Genomic DNA, 14,062 nt, shown 5'->3' with positions numbered 1-14,062 from the left:
AATAAAAAATAGTGAATCAACTATCCCGTCGGATAACTAATTCACTATTTAGCTTAGAATGTTTTTCATCCTTGTTAATTAGTTAAAATTGTTAAATAATTTTGTATAATAAAGTGGCAATTCAGTAAAGTTTGAGAGGATGGAAGCATAGTATGGAAAAGATAAAAGCAATTCAATTTAATTTTGAAAATTGTGAGTCTGAGCAAATTCCAATTGAGTATATTCCTTATTTTAATTTTAAAAATGTATATACTAACTTCAGCCATCGCTGGGACCATGAAGAAGATAGTGATGTCCTTAAAACAGGCCTTGAATGTGATGGGTTTACTATGATTGCTGACTGGGATAGAGTAAATACCATTGAAACTTCGGAAGAATATAATTTAGCTGACCGGATTTCTAAATTCCATGATTTAGTTGATGTAGATTTGATTTTTAAATCTGGAAAAACTAAAAATATTTATATGCCTTGGGAAGATGCTAACTACGGTGAATCTAACGCTTTAATGATCGTCCTAAAATCTGATTCTAGTTCCTACGCTATTAATAGAAAGTTCAGCAATAGTACATTTTTAGAGGTTTATATAGAGAAAAAAGCGTAAGCCAATATCTTTTTTAGATGTTAGGCATACGCCTTTTTGTTAGTCTTTGAATATAGTTAAAACTCTATTATTTTCTAATAAATTTTTGATCACTACTTGGAACACCATTTTTATCAGAAATGTAACGCTCTACACGCATATGAAGATCATACTTATTACGTAGATCGGCTAATTCTTGCATTATTGGTGAAGCGTGGTGAGCATCAAGAGATTCTTGGTTTTTCCAGCTATCAATTAGAAGAATAGTTTCAGGATCATCTAATGGTATAAAGTACTCATATTTTTCATTTCTTGGTTCTTTTCGAATACGATCAGCTACACCACTACTTTCCATTTCTTCAGCAAATTTCCGTGCACTTCCATTTTTACCGGTATAGTAAAGATTAACCGTTAATGACATATTTAATCCTCCTTAATCATCCATCGTAGTTCCTTAGCACTTTTATATTAAAATTTAATAAAGAAAAAAAGAAGTGCTTATCGTTAAGATTTGAAAAAATCTGATAAGCACTTCTTTTATAAACTAATTTTGTTAATCTTAATGTAATTGTTTTAATTCATTTAATACTGCATCATAATTAGGTTCATGTGTAATTTCATCAACTAATTCACGGTATAAGATTTTACCATTCGGATCAAGGACCCAAACCGAGCGAGCAAGAATGCCAGATTCTGGAATCAATAATCCAGTGGCCTTACCAAATGACAAATTTTTATCCGACATCAATTGCATATTTTTAACATCTTCAGCTGCACACCAATTTTGTTGATCTTGGATAGTATTAGTTGAAATAGTTAAAAAATTAACATTTGGAAATTGATCCATTGTTTGGTTAAAAGTTTTAGTTTGAATGCTGCAGACAGGTGTGTTGATATCCGGTACAACACTGATTAAACTAACTTTACCTAATAAATTATCTTTAGTAACTTTATGCTTATCTTTATTTAAAACTGTAAAGTTTGGCATACTATCGCCAACTTCAGGTGGGATGCCGATTAATTTGACTTCTTTACCTTTAAAAGTAACTTTCATAAGATCACACTTTCTTTAATAGTTAATTCAAATATAGCAAATTAACTGTATTAACTTAAATATTATGCTTACTGATATTGATTTTAAAAAAATTTTGATTTTAAATTTATGCATCTTGTATTTTAAATTTAACCACTCATTTAAATAATGAATTATTTAAGTCTTTCTTTCTATATTCTAATAGTGAATTCAGAAAGGAAGACTTTTTATGTTAATTGAAACTTATAATTTAGCTAAGAAATATGGTAAGAAATTGGCTTTGAATAAAGTTGATTTGAAAGTTGATCGTGGTCAATTAGTGGCTTATCTGGGAACTAACGGAGCAGGAAAATCAACGACGATTAATATTTTAACTGGCTTGTTAAAACCAACCAGTGGCACGATAACTTATGCTAAGGATTTGAAAATTGGCGTTGTTTTTCAAAATAGTGTTCTTGATGATGTCTTAAGCGTAAAAGATAATCTAAATTTGAGAGCACAGATGTATCATGATATTTCTAAAAATTGGCTTGAGCAATTAATTGATTTAATTGGAATTCGAAAATTCCTTAATCAAAAGTATGGCACTCTTTCAGGCGGTCAAAAGAGAAGAGTAGATATTGCACGAGCTTTAATTGATCGTCCTAATATTTTGTTTTTGGATGAACCAACTACTGGGTTGGATTTACAGACTAGAATTGTAATCTGGAATCTCCTACAGAAACTTCAAAAAGAGCAGGGATTAACGATTTTTCTAACAACGCACTATTTAGAAGAAGCCGAAAATGCAGATCAAATGTATATTTTAGAAAATGGACAAGTGTTAGCTAATGGATCAGCTCATGAAATTAAGAATAAATATGCTCCAAGCAAATTAGTAATAAAGCTAAATGAAAATCAACAGTTAACGACTGCTTATACTGTTATTGCCAAAGATAAGCACATTGAACTTAATGGACTTGATAAAGATGAAGCGATTATGCTTCTTCATCAAAATCAAGCTAAGATAAAGTCTTTTGAATATCGACAAGGTTCAATTGATGACGCCTTTATTAATATTGCTGGAAAGGAGCTACAATAATGTTTGCTTTAATTAAAAGAAATACTAAAATTTACTTTGCTAATAAACCGGGAGTAATTATGTCATGCTTTGGAGCATTGATTTCATTTGTAATTTATATTGGGTTTTTACAGCAAAATCTTGTTAGCTCCTGGCAAAATGTTCATCATGCAAAACAGTTGTTAGATCTTTGGATGCTAGGTGGAATTGTATCAATTGCAGGCATTACCACGTCTTTTCAAGCACTAGGTCAAATGGTGAGAGATAAAGAAAGTCATGCAATTGATGATATGAAACTTACTGCCTTAACGCCGGTTAGTGAAAGTATGGCCTATGTTGTATCAGCTACTATTGTTAGCTTTTTAATGCAAATCATTACATTTGCTGTTATGGCAGTATATTTTTCAGTAGTTGATAAAGCAGATGTAGTGCATAGTGCATATTTACCTTGTTTAGGATTCATGCTTTTGGGAGCACTTAGCGCAACATTATTAAATTTGATCATTGTAATGTTTATTAATTCTTCGACTACTTTTAGCCGTTTATCAGCTGTGGTTGGTGCAGCAGCAGGATTTATGGTGGCAACTTATATGCCATATGGAACTTTATCAAAAACTGCTCAAAATATAGTAAAATTATTTCCAAGTAGTTATGAGGCAGCAAGTTTTAGAAGCTTGCTTTTGAATAAATTAAGTCAGCAAGATGTGCCAGCTAGAATGCGAGATCAATTAATTGAATATTTAGGAATTCATTTTAAATTTGGATCTTATCAACTAAATAATTTTGATAATGCTTTAGTGATTTTAGGGATGATTGTTATCTTAGCAATTGTTGGATCAATCTTGGCACTTTTGCTTAATAGAAAGAAGAAATAATACGTGGATGTTGAATTTCAGCTGAATCCTAATTTAGAAGATGATCAAATTGAGGTTAAAGTGGTTTCTGCAAGTCAAACGTCTAAGGTGAATAATCTTTTAGCATATATCAAAAACTTTGATAAAAAAGTAGATTCACTTTTACCTGTAAAAACTGAAGATCGAATTTTAACTATTAAGATAGAAGAGATTATCAAAGTAGAAGTTGAAAAGACAGAATTAAGTTTTTATACGACTAATGCTGTAATTAAGACTAATGGTCGTTTGTATCAGGTTTTAGAAAAGCTAAATAACGATTTTGTTCAAGTATCAAAGCATGGAATTATTAATTTGAATTATCTTGAATCGCTTGAAGCGGGTTTTACTGGTAATATGATTGCAAAGCTAGCTTGTAAACAGAAGACAGATGTTTCAAGAAGATACTTACCTAAGTTAGAAAAGAAGTTGGGATTATAAGATGAAAACATGGCAAAAAGCTTTAGATTATTTTGTGACAGGCATGGGATTTGGTGCAATTATCTATTTAGTAATTTTGGGAGTAACTTATGAAAATATCGGGGATCTAAGAGTCCCCTTAAACAGTGTATTCATAGTATTTGTATGTAGCGGATTAATTGGAGAATTGAGTTTCTTATTTGAAACAACTTTATCATATTTCTGGGCATTGATTTTACATCTGATAGGAACTTTTGTATTGTTTTCAATAATGATGCTTTTAAATCATTGGTTAATTAACTGGCAAACTTTACTTATTTTTGTTATTACATATGCGATTATTTGGCTAATAATTAGATTAATTCAAGAAAAAGACATTCGCCGGATTAATCGCCAAATTAAGAAGCGTAATGGTTGAGTGATAAAATATTATTAAATAATAGCTGATAGAAAGTGGCGTAGCAATGTATCCTGATAAATTTCATTTAACTCAAGAACAAAATCGACGTTTTGCAAAGAAAAATTTAGTAAGATTAGTTTTTACTACTTCACGTTTTGAAGGCTTAAATACTACATTACCACAGACTCAAACTATTATTGACGGTATGAGTGCAGCAGGAGTTTCAATTGACGATACTAACGTGATTGTTCAATTAAAACGTGGCTGGCAATATGTAATTAGGGAAGATAAGCCTTTGTCTTTAAATATTGAGCAAAATATTAATTTGCTAGTAGCACGCTATGATTCATTAGATCCTGGTAGTTTTCGTACTGGAAATGTAACAGTAGAATTAGGAAATGATAATGGAGAATGGCAGCCATCAGAAATTAATTTTGAACAAGAAAAGAAGTACTTTAATGAACTGATGCAAAAAGATACTTCTACTACTGATAAAGCTATGACTTTGATGTATCACAATATGAGAAATCAACTTTTTTGGGATGGAAATAAGAGAACTGCTACTTTAGCAGCTAATAAGTTAATGATTGACAATGGCGCTGGATTAATTAATGTGCCATTAAATAAATGGGATAAGTGGAATGAATTAATTAGTGAATTTTACTTAACTGGAAAAATGGATAAGTTAAAAGATTGGACTTATGAAAACGGAATTCAGGGAATTGAGTTTTCATTTGATCCTGGCTTACCTAGGCCAACTATTAATCCAGAAGATTATGAATAATCTGCATTCATGCCTTTAACGTATAATACAATATTACAAATAAATATTTTGCATGACATCATTTCTACTCTAAAATAAAAGCAAAGTTAGAAATGAAATAATAACATGTCAAAAATGAAGAAGAAGTAAAAAATAGTGTTTTTGATTTTGGTGATTCAAATAAAGCTTTTGCCAAATTCTTTAAGGGTATAAGGTATCTCAAGGCCTTAGAAGAGGGAAAGGCTGCACAAAAGATGCTTCTAGGCGATGTAGTAATTGCAAATCCTAATACTAAGTATTGGCATGGAGCTACTAAAGATTCATGGTTTGCTCATGTTGCTGTGAGGGTAGGTGATAGTAAGAACACATGGCTTGAACCTGTTTCTGATGAAGAATAGGATAAATTAGACTGATATTAACCAGAAAATCCAGTATATAAATTATAATTAAACAGAAAAAATCCTCCTGAAGTTAGATAAATATAGTTTTGTCTTCTTTAAGAGAATTTTTTTATTTTAATTAGTTTTATAAATTAATGGAATATTTTTTAGTTAGAAATTATCATTAAAATCAATAAAAAATCGTGCTCATAATTAAATAATCGATATCAACTGTACTAAAATGATATCGATTATTTTGATTGAGCACGATTTTTTGTAACAACTAAAATATTAATTTAGTTGTTGCCATCTCTTTTTCAATGTAAAGGCAATATCTTTAGGTTCACGATCACGAGTAAAAATTCCTTTATCGTTACCACCAACGCGCATGATTCCTTCACTCGTCTTAAAGTCAGCAAAATTCCAAACTAATTCACCGTAAATAAACGGATATTTTTTAAATATATCAAAATACATTTGATAATATTCATTTTGATATTCTTGGCTCCACATTTCGTCAGGAAGACGATGAGACGAAGATAAAGTGTCAGCACCAAACTCTGTAAATACAAATGGTTTATTTAGCTTTAAGTTTTGCCAGCCGTCTAGTTCATCTTCTAGCATCTTTTTAGCATTAACGATTTCAGGACCACCAGCAACGTACCAACCATAGTAACGGTTTAAGCAGACAAAGTCACAAAGTGGGTGAAGCTTATCGACTTTTGGACCGCTACCCATAACTAAAGTTCCAGTATATGGGCGATTTTGCGGATCTAATTTTCTGGCAAAAGCAAAAATGTCTTTGAAATAGTCATAAGATTCTTGAGTAGTTGATTCTGGTTCGTTGAATAAGCTCCAGGCAATCACTGAAGGATGACGTTGATCACGATCAATCATTTCCTTTATTTCTTGTTCATGAACCTTTTTTAATTCAGGCACAGTTTTCGAAGCAAAAAAATGCGATTGATTAGAATTAGTAACATTAAGAAAGTTGGTTATTGAGCGATTAAGACCAACGGCAGGAACCTCATCAATAATCAAAAAGCCATATCTATCGGCATATTGATACCATTCTTCGGCGTAAGGATAGTGACTGCTTCTAAAACAGTTAGCGCCAATCCATTTCATGCATTCGTAGTCGCGTTTGATGATGCTTTCGTTAACTGCTTTGCCTAAAACATTAAAATCTTCGTGCTTGCCAAAGCCTTTTAAATAAATTGGGTGATTATTGAACAAGATTTTATCATTCACAATTTTAATTGTACGAATACCAATTTGATCACTATATTCGTCAATTGTTTTTTCATCTTCCAGCATTTCAATCTTTATTTTATATAAATAAGGATCGTTTAAACTCCAAAGGTGTGGATTCTTAATTGTTAAACTACCAGTATTTTTAGAAGTAACACGTGCGACTTCTTTTTTATTGTCTAAAAGCGTAACTTTAAATTCAGCCTTATTATTTGCTTCGATATTGTACGTAATGGCTGCCTTATTATTTGCTAATTGATAATTTAGTTTAAAATTAATGATTTGATTTTGTGGAAGTGCCAATAACCAGACATTACGCATAATGCCAGAATAATTGAAGAAATCAAAGTATGGTTTAGCAAGTTTTTGTCCATTATCTAAAATTTCTTCGGTCCCACAAGGAATAGCTTTTTCCGATAATTCATTGTTGACTAAAACAGTAATTCGATTTGCTTGATCATATTGAATATAGTCAGAAATTTTTACTTGAAATGGCAAAAATCCACCTTCATGCTGCCCAACTTCTTTTCCATTAATAAATACTTTTGCGCGATGGGTAACAGACCCAAAGCGAATGTAGAGATCTTTTTCTTTTAAAAAGCTAGGAATAAAGAAGTCTTTTTGATACCAAAAATCTCCAGTATAGTACTTACGGTCTCGCTTAGTAGTTAATTCTGCAAACGTACCTGGTACAGGCATTTCTTCAGGATCAGGCAACTCTTTATTCCATCTCTCGTCAAGACCAACAGAATTAGGATCAGCTTCAAATTTCCAAGTGCCATTCATTAAAGTGTTAAAGCGATATTTATTTTGAATTGGATATAGTGCAGATTCCATAGATGAGTTCCCTTCCTAATAAAACTTTTCTCTTATCTATATTGTACGCTTGGAGAGAGTAAATAGATTTGAAAATGGTTTAATAAAGTAAAATCTCTCGACTGTAACCTTGCGTTACAGTTTATTCTATTTATAGGAAATAATTAAGAAAGAGATGTTGAGAGTGGCAGACGATAAATTATTATCGATTTCTGAATTTGCTAAACTACCAGACGAACTTTGATTTTTTATGATCAAAAAGATATTTTTAAGCCATTGGAGACCAAGGAAAATGGTTATCGCTATTATAGCTATGAACCACTATATCAAATTGGTTTATCTTAGGATTACGCAATTTAGGGCTTTCAGTAGAAGAAGTTAAGGATTATTTGAGTGATTCGAGCAGTGACGCCCTGAATAAAAAATTAGTTCCTTTAAAGAATAAGGTTGAACTTCGTATCCAAAATTTAAAGCAAGTTTTGGATATTTTGCGGCAAAAAGAAAATGACAACTTTCAATTAACTAATGTCGATTTTTATGTTGTGAAAGAATGTTTTTTACCTGATCACGACTTTTGGTGTTTGGATTTTAAGGCTGATTGTTCTGAAGCAAAAATTGCCTCTTCATATAGTCAGTTTTACCAAGAACTAGGTGCTGGTGTCATGGCTAATAAGAACTTATCTGGTTTCATTACAGACTTACCTCAGGCAAAAGTTGATACCTATGCAAATTCTGTTGCAGGAATTGAAAAAGGTTTAGCTGTAATTAGAAAATATACCAAAGAAAATAATTTAAAAATTTGCAATGACTTGTGGCAGTTCAATATTGGCTTAAATATTGAAAAACTTGGTCTAACAAAAAATGGTATTTTAGCATATAAAATTTTAAAATAAAGAAGAAATTGAAGCTTTAGATAGGAGTTTAATTTGGAATTACCAACTCAAATAGAAATTAAAGGTGCAAGAGTCCATAATTTGAAAAATATTGATGTAAATATTCCACTTCATAAATTTGTTGCTATTTCAGGCTTGTCTGGTTCGGGTAAGTCTTCTTTAGCGATGGGAATTTTATATGAAGAAGGATCAAGAAGATATTTAGATGCACTTTCTACATATATGTGTCGGAGAATTAAGCAAGGCGCATAAGCTGACGTGACTTCAGTTAAACATATTCCGTCTGCTTTAGCTTTGCGCCAGCGTCCAAGTATTCCAAATGAACGGGCAACTGTTGGGACAACAACCGAAACATTTAACGTTTTACGTTTGATTTTTTCGAGATTAGGTTCGCCAGTTTGTCCTAACGGTCACCGCGTAGCTCCAAGTTTAGATATCGCGGAAGCTATGTCTAAGTCAGGTGAAGAAATGGGACAAATTACTTGTCCAACATGCGGTGTTAAGTTTTATGTACCAAGCGCTGAAGATTTTGCTTTTAATTCTGATGGTGCTTGTCAAGAATGTGGTGGAACTGGAAAAGTTCGTCAGCTTGATGACAGTAAACTAATTGCTGATCCTAATTTATCAATTGAGGACGGAGCAGTTGCTTCATGGAGCTTGCCAGGAAGAAACTTTATGCCAAGCGTAGCTCAACATGCTGGAGTAAGGATTGATATTCCTTATAAGGATTTAACGGATAAAGAAAAAGATTTTGTCTTAAATGGTCCTGAGAAAAAATATAAGATGGACTTTTTGTCTGGAACAGGTCGGGTATTTCATGATTTTAATGCTTTATATGAAAATGCCCACCAAGCAGTTTTGCGCTCAGCAAAAAGTAGTAAAAGTGAACGTGCACAAAAGAGAATTGCAGAATTTTTCACTTATTCAACTTGTCTGGTTTGTCATGGTACGCGTCTTCGTCCAGAACTTTTGAAGCAATTAGTTAATGATAAAAATATTTATCAAGTCGAGCAAATGCAGCTAGGGGATTTGCCAGCTTGGAGTAAGGAAGTATTAGCAAAATTGCCTGAAGATATGCATAAAATGGCTAGCTCTTTGATCAATGAATTTCTTAATAATTTGCAGCCGTTGCTTGATTTAGGACTAGATTATTTAACTATGGAGCGAGCTGGCAACACTTTATCAACTAGTGAACTTCAGAGAATTCAATTAGCGAGAACACTACGTACAGAAACAACTGGCGTTTTATATGTCTTAGATGAACCGTCGATTGGCTTGCACACAGCTAACGGTGATGGCTTAATTAAAGTTTTGCGCAAATTAGTTGATCAGGGTAATTCTTTAGTAGTTGTTGATCACAACGTTGATATTATTAAAGCTGCTGATGAGATTATTGAAATTGGTCCAGGTTCAGGTGAACAAGGTGGTCAAATTTTGGATCAAGGAAGTCCTGAAGAAATTAAGAAAGATAAGCAGTCGCTAATTGCACCATATTTAAATGGAAAAGCTCATTTAATGGCTAGAAAAGTTAGTGATCAGGTTAATTCAGATCAAATTGGTTTTGAAGTAGAAGATTACTTCAACTTGAAAGATGTTCAAGCAGGTATTCCTTTAAATCAATTAACTAGTGTGACAGGCTTTTCTGGAGCCGGAAAAACTAGTTTGATTTTAGATTCATTAGTTCCTGCAATTAAGGCACAAGGTAAAAAAGAAGCACTCCCTAAACAGATTAAGAGTTTTGATTGTCCAATCAATAATGTGGTTAGCGTGGATGCTTCACCAATTGGCAAGAGTACGCGTTCAACAGTTGCAACTTATACCTCAATTATGGATAATTTGCGTAAACTTTTTGCAAAACCAGTCTTTGGCTAAAGAAAAACATTATACGCCAAGCTATTTTTCTTACAACAATAAAGAAGGTACTTGTCCAACTTGTGGCGGAACAGGAATTGTTACTTTAGATATTCAATTCTTGCCTGATATGCAGCAAACTTGTACGACTTGTCATGGCGACCGCTATAATCCTGGAATTCAAAAGATAAAGTGGCATGATATGTCAATTGTGGATGTTTTGGATCTTGATGTTAACGAAGCGATTCCTGTTTTTAAGCGTGTGCCAAAGATTGAACGTGATTTGCAGTTGCTTAAAGAGGTTGGTTTAGATTACCTGCACTTAGGTGAAAGTACGCCAACTTTATCTGGTGGAGAAGCACAGCGTTTAAAATTAGTGACTCACTTAAGTCATAAGCAAGACGATACTTTATTTGTCTTTGATGAACCAACAATTGGTCTGCATCCCCTGGATGTTAAAGTCCTAGTTGAAGTCATGCAAAAATTGCTTGATCAAGGTGCAACTATTATTACGATTGCACATGACCTGAATTTAGTTGTTAATGCAGATTATATGCTAGATCTGGGACCACGAGGTGGTGAAAATGGTGGTCAGATTGTGGCCAAGGGGCAGCCATTAGAGTTAGTTAAAAGGCCGCAAAGTTTAACTGTAGAGTATTTAACTAATTATCTAAAACAATTTAACTTAGATTAATTATTTGATGTATGGATTTAGAGTAAAAGTAAAGAATTTATAAACATCCTTGAATAATAAAGAATAATTGTTTAATCTAGTAACTGTTAATTGAATAAAGAAGCAAATGAACTGTTAGGTGAGACTCCTACGTAAATATACGCTGATGCCCAGCAACATCTAGAGATGCCAACGGGTTAAACAGGAATTGTCGACTTAAGGCTTTTCCCAGTCAGCTAGTTGAAAAACTTCACGTTACGTAGTGTTAAAACTGAACGACGAGTATAAATCGCTAAGTTAAGACCAATGCAGTTTTTGTGTTGGTCTTTTTGTTTGTTTGCCGATTTTTTAGAGGGAGAGATTACTATGTTAAAATTCAACTCTAAAGATCGCGTAGTAACTAATGCGACTTTGGCTAAACAAATTGCTAGACAAGAAAAAAATGAAGTCTTAAAGCAATTGCATACAACAATTAATGGATTAAATCCTGTTCAAGCAAAACAACGCTTGGAGCAAGATGGCTTAAATGAGGTCTCGAATAAAGAACATCATCCAAAATTACATTTTTTAATCGATGCTTTTATGACACCTTTTACTGGTGTGTTGTTATTTTTAGCAGGTTTATCTTTTTTAACTAACTATGTTTTTGTGCCAGCTGATCAAAAAGATTTGAGTACCGTAATTATCATGATTATGATGGTTCTGATTTCAGGAATTACTAGTTTTATTCAAAATGTAAAAACAAGTGATGCGGTTGATTCATTGCTAAATATGGTTTCTGTAACTACAAATGTTAAACGAGCTGGCGAAGATAAGGAATTACCAACTAAAGATGTAGTAGTTGGCGATATTATTAATTTAGCTGCTGGAGATTTAGTGCCAGCAGATATTTATTTGTTAAAGAGTAAAGACTTATTTTGTTCAGCGAGCTCATTAAATGGAGAGTCAAGTCCAGTTGAAAAGATGGCAGATCAGAAGCCAAAAGAAAGTGATAATTACTTAGATTATCCAAATATCCTTTATGAAGGAACAAATATTGTTTCTGGTTCTGGAATGGGCGTCGTTTTTGCTACAGGTGATAAAACCGTTTTTGGAAATTTGGCTCGTACTCTTGCTCAGAATAAAAACAAAGAGACAACTTTTGACATTGGGATTAAAAATGTTTCTAAAATATTACTAATTATGACAGCTGTAATTGCACCACTAGTGTTTTTGATTAATGGTTTAACTAAAGGCGATTGGCTAAATGCTTTAATTTTTGCTATCGCAACGGCTGTTGGTCTGACACCAGAAATGTTGCCAGTTATTGTGACCAGCAATTTAGTTAAGGGGTCTGTTGAAATGGCTAAGCATGAAACCATTGTTAAAAGAATGAATTCAATCCAAAACTTTGGCTCAGCTGATATTCTTTGCACTGATAAGACTGGTACCTTAACACAAGATAAAGTGGTTTTGGAACGACACTATAATTTAAACTTAGAAGAAAGGCCAAAAGTATTAGAGCTTTCATACTTGAATAGTTATTATCAAACAGGGATGAAAGATTTAATTGATAAAGCAGTTATTGATGCTGCTCAAGGAGAGCTAGATACAAAAAAAATTAATCAAAACTACCAAAAGATTGATGAAATACCTTTTGATTTTAAGAGAAGACGCATGAGCGTTGTCGTTATGAACCAGCAACACGAACATATTTTGGTAACTAAAGGTGCTGCTGAAGAAATGCTTGCTTGTTCTAATAGAGTAGAAATAGATGGTGCAATAAGTCCACTTGATGAAGATCAACGTCAGAAAATTTTAACTGAAATTGGTGTGATGAATCAGGATGGCTTACGTGTTGTTCTTTTAGGATATAAAAAAAATCCTGCTCCTGTTGGTGAATTTAGCATTGATGATGAGAATGAATTAATTTTAGTTGGATTTTTAGCATTTTTAGATCCACCAAAAGACAGTGCTAAGGCAGCATTGACTGCCTTAAAAGAAGATGGCATTATAGTCAAAATTTTAACTGGGGATAATGAAGCTGTTACGCGAAATGTAGGAAAGCAAGTAGGTTTAAATATTGATCGAGTTTATCAGGGAAAAGACCTTGAAAATAAGACTGACGCTGAATTAAAAGAAATGGTGCAAGCATGCGATGTTTTTGTAAAATTATCTCCACAACAAAAAGCTCAGATTATTGACTTGCTTAGACAAGATGGTCATACCGTAGCTTATATGGGAGATGGAATCAATGATGCTCCTGCAATGAAAGCGGCAGATGTTGCTATCTCAGTTGATACAGCGATGGACATTGCTAAAAAATCAGCAGATATAATTTTGCTCCACAAAGATTTAATGATTTTAGAAAAGGGAGTACAAATTGGCCGTCAAGTATTTGGCAATACGATGAAATATATTAAAATTACGCTTTCTTCTAATTTTGGCAATATTTTATCAATTTTAGTAGCTTCTTCATTTTTGCCATTCTTACCAATGCTTCCAATTCAACTTTTAATTTTAGACTTGATGTATGGAACTAGTTGCCTATCTATTCCATTTGATACTATGAATAAGCATTATTTATCAGAGCCTAGAAAGTGGAGTACAAAGAAGTTACCGAAGTTTATGTTCTACTTTGGTCCAACGTCCTCTATTTTTGATATCATAACTTTTGCTTTGCTTTTCTTTGTGGTTTGTCCGCAAGTAACTGGAACTAGTTATACAGCAGCTAGCGCAACGCAAAAATTAATTTTCTCAGCCATCTTTTGTACAGGATGGTTTATTGAATCACTTTGGACCCAAGAAATGGTTATTCATGCACTTAGAGATCCCAAACTACCATTTATTAAGCAACATGCTACAGCAATTGTTACTTGGGCAACGATCGGGATGGCAGTGGTGGGAACTGTCTTACCATTTATTACACCAATAGCTAAAGCAATAAAATTTGGTCCAATTCCAATGTACTTTTTAGCAATTGTATTTCTTTTGTTAATCTTATATATTGCTTTAACTACTTTAGTAAAGAAGTGGTATTTGAAATCAGAAAAATATTTGATTTAATCAACA

12 protein-coding genes, 2 pseudogenes and 1 riboswitch are annotated in these 14,062 nt (G+C 32.9%); of the genes and pseudogenes, 11 read left to right on the top strand and 3 right to left on the bottom strand.

What is annotated here, in order from left to right:
• Positions 1-152 precede the first annotated feature (152 nt).
• The gene (locus FD18_RS07195) at positions 153-602 is read left to right on the top strand and encodes a hypothetical protein (RefSeq protein ID WP_057719257.1); all 450 of its coding nucleotides are present in this window, start codon (positions 153-155) and stop codon (positions 600-602) included.
• A gap of 67 nt (positions 603-669) precedes the next feature.
• Here FD18_RS07195 and FD18_RS07190 read toward each other — a convergent pair whose 3' ends face one another.
• Both FD18_RS07190 and tpx read right to left on the bottom strand, forming a co-directional pair.
• A complete protein-coding gene (locus tag FD18_RS07190; RefSeq protein ID WP_057719256.1) occupies positions 670-1,002 on the bottom strand; it encodes a putative quinol monooxygenase in 333 nt (110 codons plus the stop codon).
• A gap of 138 nt (positions 1,003-1,140) precedes the next feature.
• A complete protein-coding gene (gene tpx, locus FD18_RS07185) occupies positions 1,141-1,635 on the bottom strand; it encodes a thiol peroxidase (RefSeq protein ID WP_057719255.1) in 495 nt (164 codons plus the stop codon).
• A 208-nt stretch (positions 1,636-1,843) separates the two neighbouring features.
• On the opposite strand from tpx, the gene FD18_RS07180 reads away from it, so the two are divergent.
• The 6 genes and pseudogenes from FD18_RS07180 to FD18_RS10225 form a co-directional block, all read left to right on the top strand.
• Positions 1,844-2,695 carry an ABC transporter ATP-binding protein gene (locus tag FD18_RS07180; protein WP_057719254.1) on the top strand — a complete coding sequence of 284 codons (852 nt, stop codon included), beginning with the start codon at positions 1,844-1,846 and terminating at the stop codon, positions 2,693-2,695.
• Positions 2,695-3,549 (top strand): ABC transporter permease, encoded by an 855-nt coding sequence (locus FD18_RS07175; protein ID WP_057719253.1) that lies wholly within the window; start codon positions 2,695-2,697, stop codon positions 3,547-3,549. Before FD18_RS07180 ends, FD18_RS07175 begins: the two co-directional genes overlap by 1 nt.
• Positions 3,550-3,552: 3 nt before the next feature.
• Positions 3,553-4,005, top strand: a complete 453-nt coding sequence (locus FD18_RS07170; protein ID WP_057719252.1) for a LytTR family DNA-binding domain-containing protein — start codon at positions 3,553-3,555, stop codon at positions 4,003-4,005.
• A gap of 1 nt (position 4,006) precedes the next feature.
• On the top strand, positions 4,007-4,402 hold the full coding sequence (locus FD18_RS07165; RefSeq protein WP_057719251.1) for a DUF3021 domain-containing protein: 396 nt from the start codon (positions 4,007-4,009) through the stop codon (positions 4,400-4,402).
• Positions 4,403-4,448: 46 nt separating this feature from the next.
• A complete protein-coding gene (locus FD18_RS07160; RefSeq protein WP_057719250.1) occupies positions 4,449-5,168 on the top strand; it encodes a Fic family protein in 720 nt (239 codons plus the stop codon).
• A gap of 104 nt (positions 5,169-5,272) precedes the next feature.
• A pseudogene (locus FD18_RS10225) lies at positions 5,273-5,545 on the top strand (cupin domain-containing protein); the annotation flags it as partial.
• Positions 5,546-5,818: 273 nt separating this feature from the next.
• Here the strand turns inward: FD18_RS10225 and uidA are convergent.
• On the bottom strand, positions 5,819-7,615 hold the full coding sequence (gene uidA / locus FD18_RS07150) for a beta-glucuronidase (RefSeq protein WP_057719249.1): 1,797 nt from the start codon (positions 7,613-7,615) through the stop codon (positions 5,819-5,821).
• A 219-nt stretch (positions 7,616-7,834) separates the two neighbouring features.
• On the opposite strand from uidA, the gene FD18_RS10440 reads away from it, so the two are divergent.
• The 4 genes and pseudogenes from FD18_RS10440 to mgtA all read left to right on the top strand — a co-directional run bounded on the left by FD18_RS10440 (position 7,835) and on the right by mgtA (position 14,056).
• Positions 7,835-7,939, top strand: coding sequence for a MerR family transcriptional regulator (locus tag FD18_RS10440; protein ID WP_347283687.1), 105 nt, complete (start codon positions 7,835-7,837; stop codon positions 7,937-7,939).
• Positions 7,940-7,983: 44 nt separating this feature from the next.
• Positions 7,984-8,487 (top strand): regulator, encoded by a 504-nt coding sequence (locus FD18_RS09470; protein WP_200953892.1) that lies wholly within the window; start codon positions 7,984-7,986, stop codon positions 8,485-8,487.
• 33 nt (positions 8,488-8,520) lie between these two features.
• Positions 8,521-11,032, top strand: a pseudogene (locus FD18_RS07140) (ATP-binding cassette domain-containing protein).
• A gap of 103 nt (positions 11,033-11,135) precedes the next feature.
• A riboswitch (M-box (ykoK) riboswitch) is annotated at positions 11,136-11,302 on the top strand.
• A gap of 75 nt (positions 11,303-11,377) precedes the next feature.
• Positions 11,378-14,056 (top strand): magnesium-translocating P-type ATPase, encoded by a 2,679-nt coding sequence (gene mgtA / locus FD18_RS07135; RefSeq protein WP_057719248.1) that lies wholly within the window; start codon positions 11,378-11,380, stop codon positions 14,054-14,056.
• The last annotated feature ends 6 nt before the right edge of the window (positions 14,057-14,062 follow it).

Origin of the sequence: Lactobacillus taiwanensis DSM 21401 (assembly GCF_001436695.1) — a bacterium.
Lineage (GTDB): Bacteria > Bacillota > Bacilli > Lactobacillales > Lactobacillaceae > Lactobacillus > Lactobacillus taiwanensis.
This window is presented reverse-complemented; position numbering and strand designations above follow the sequence as displayed.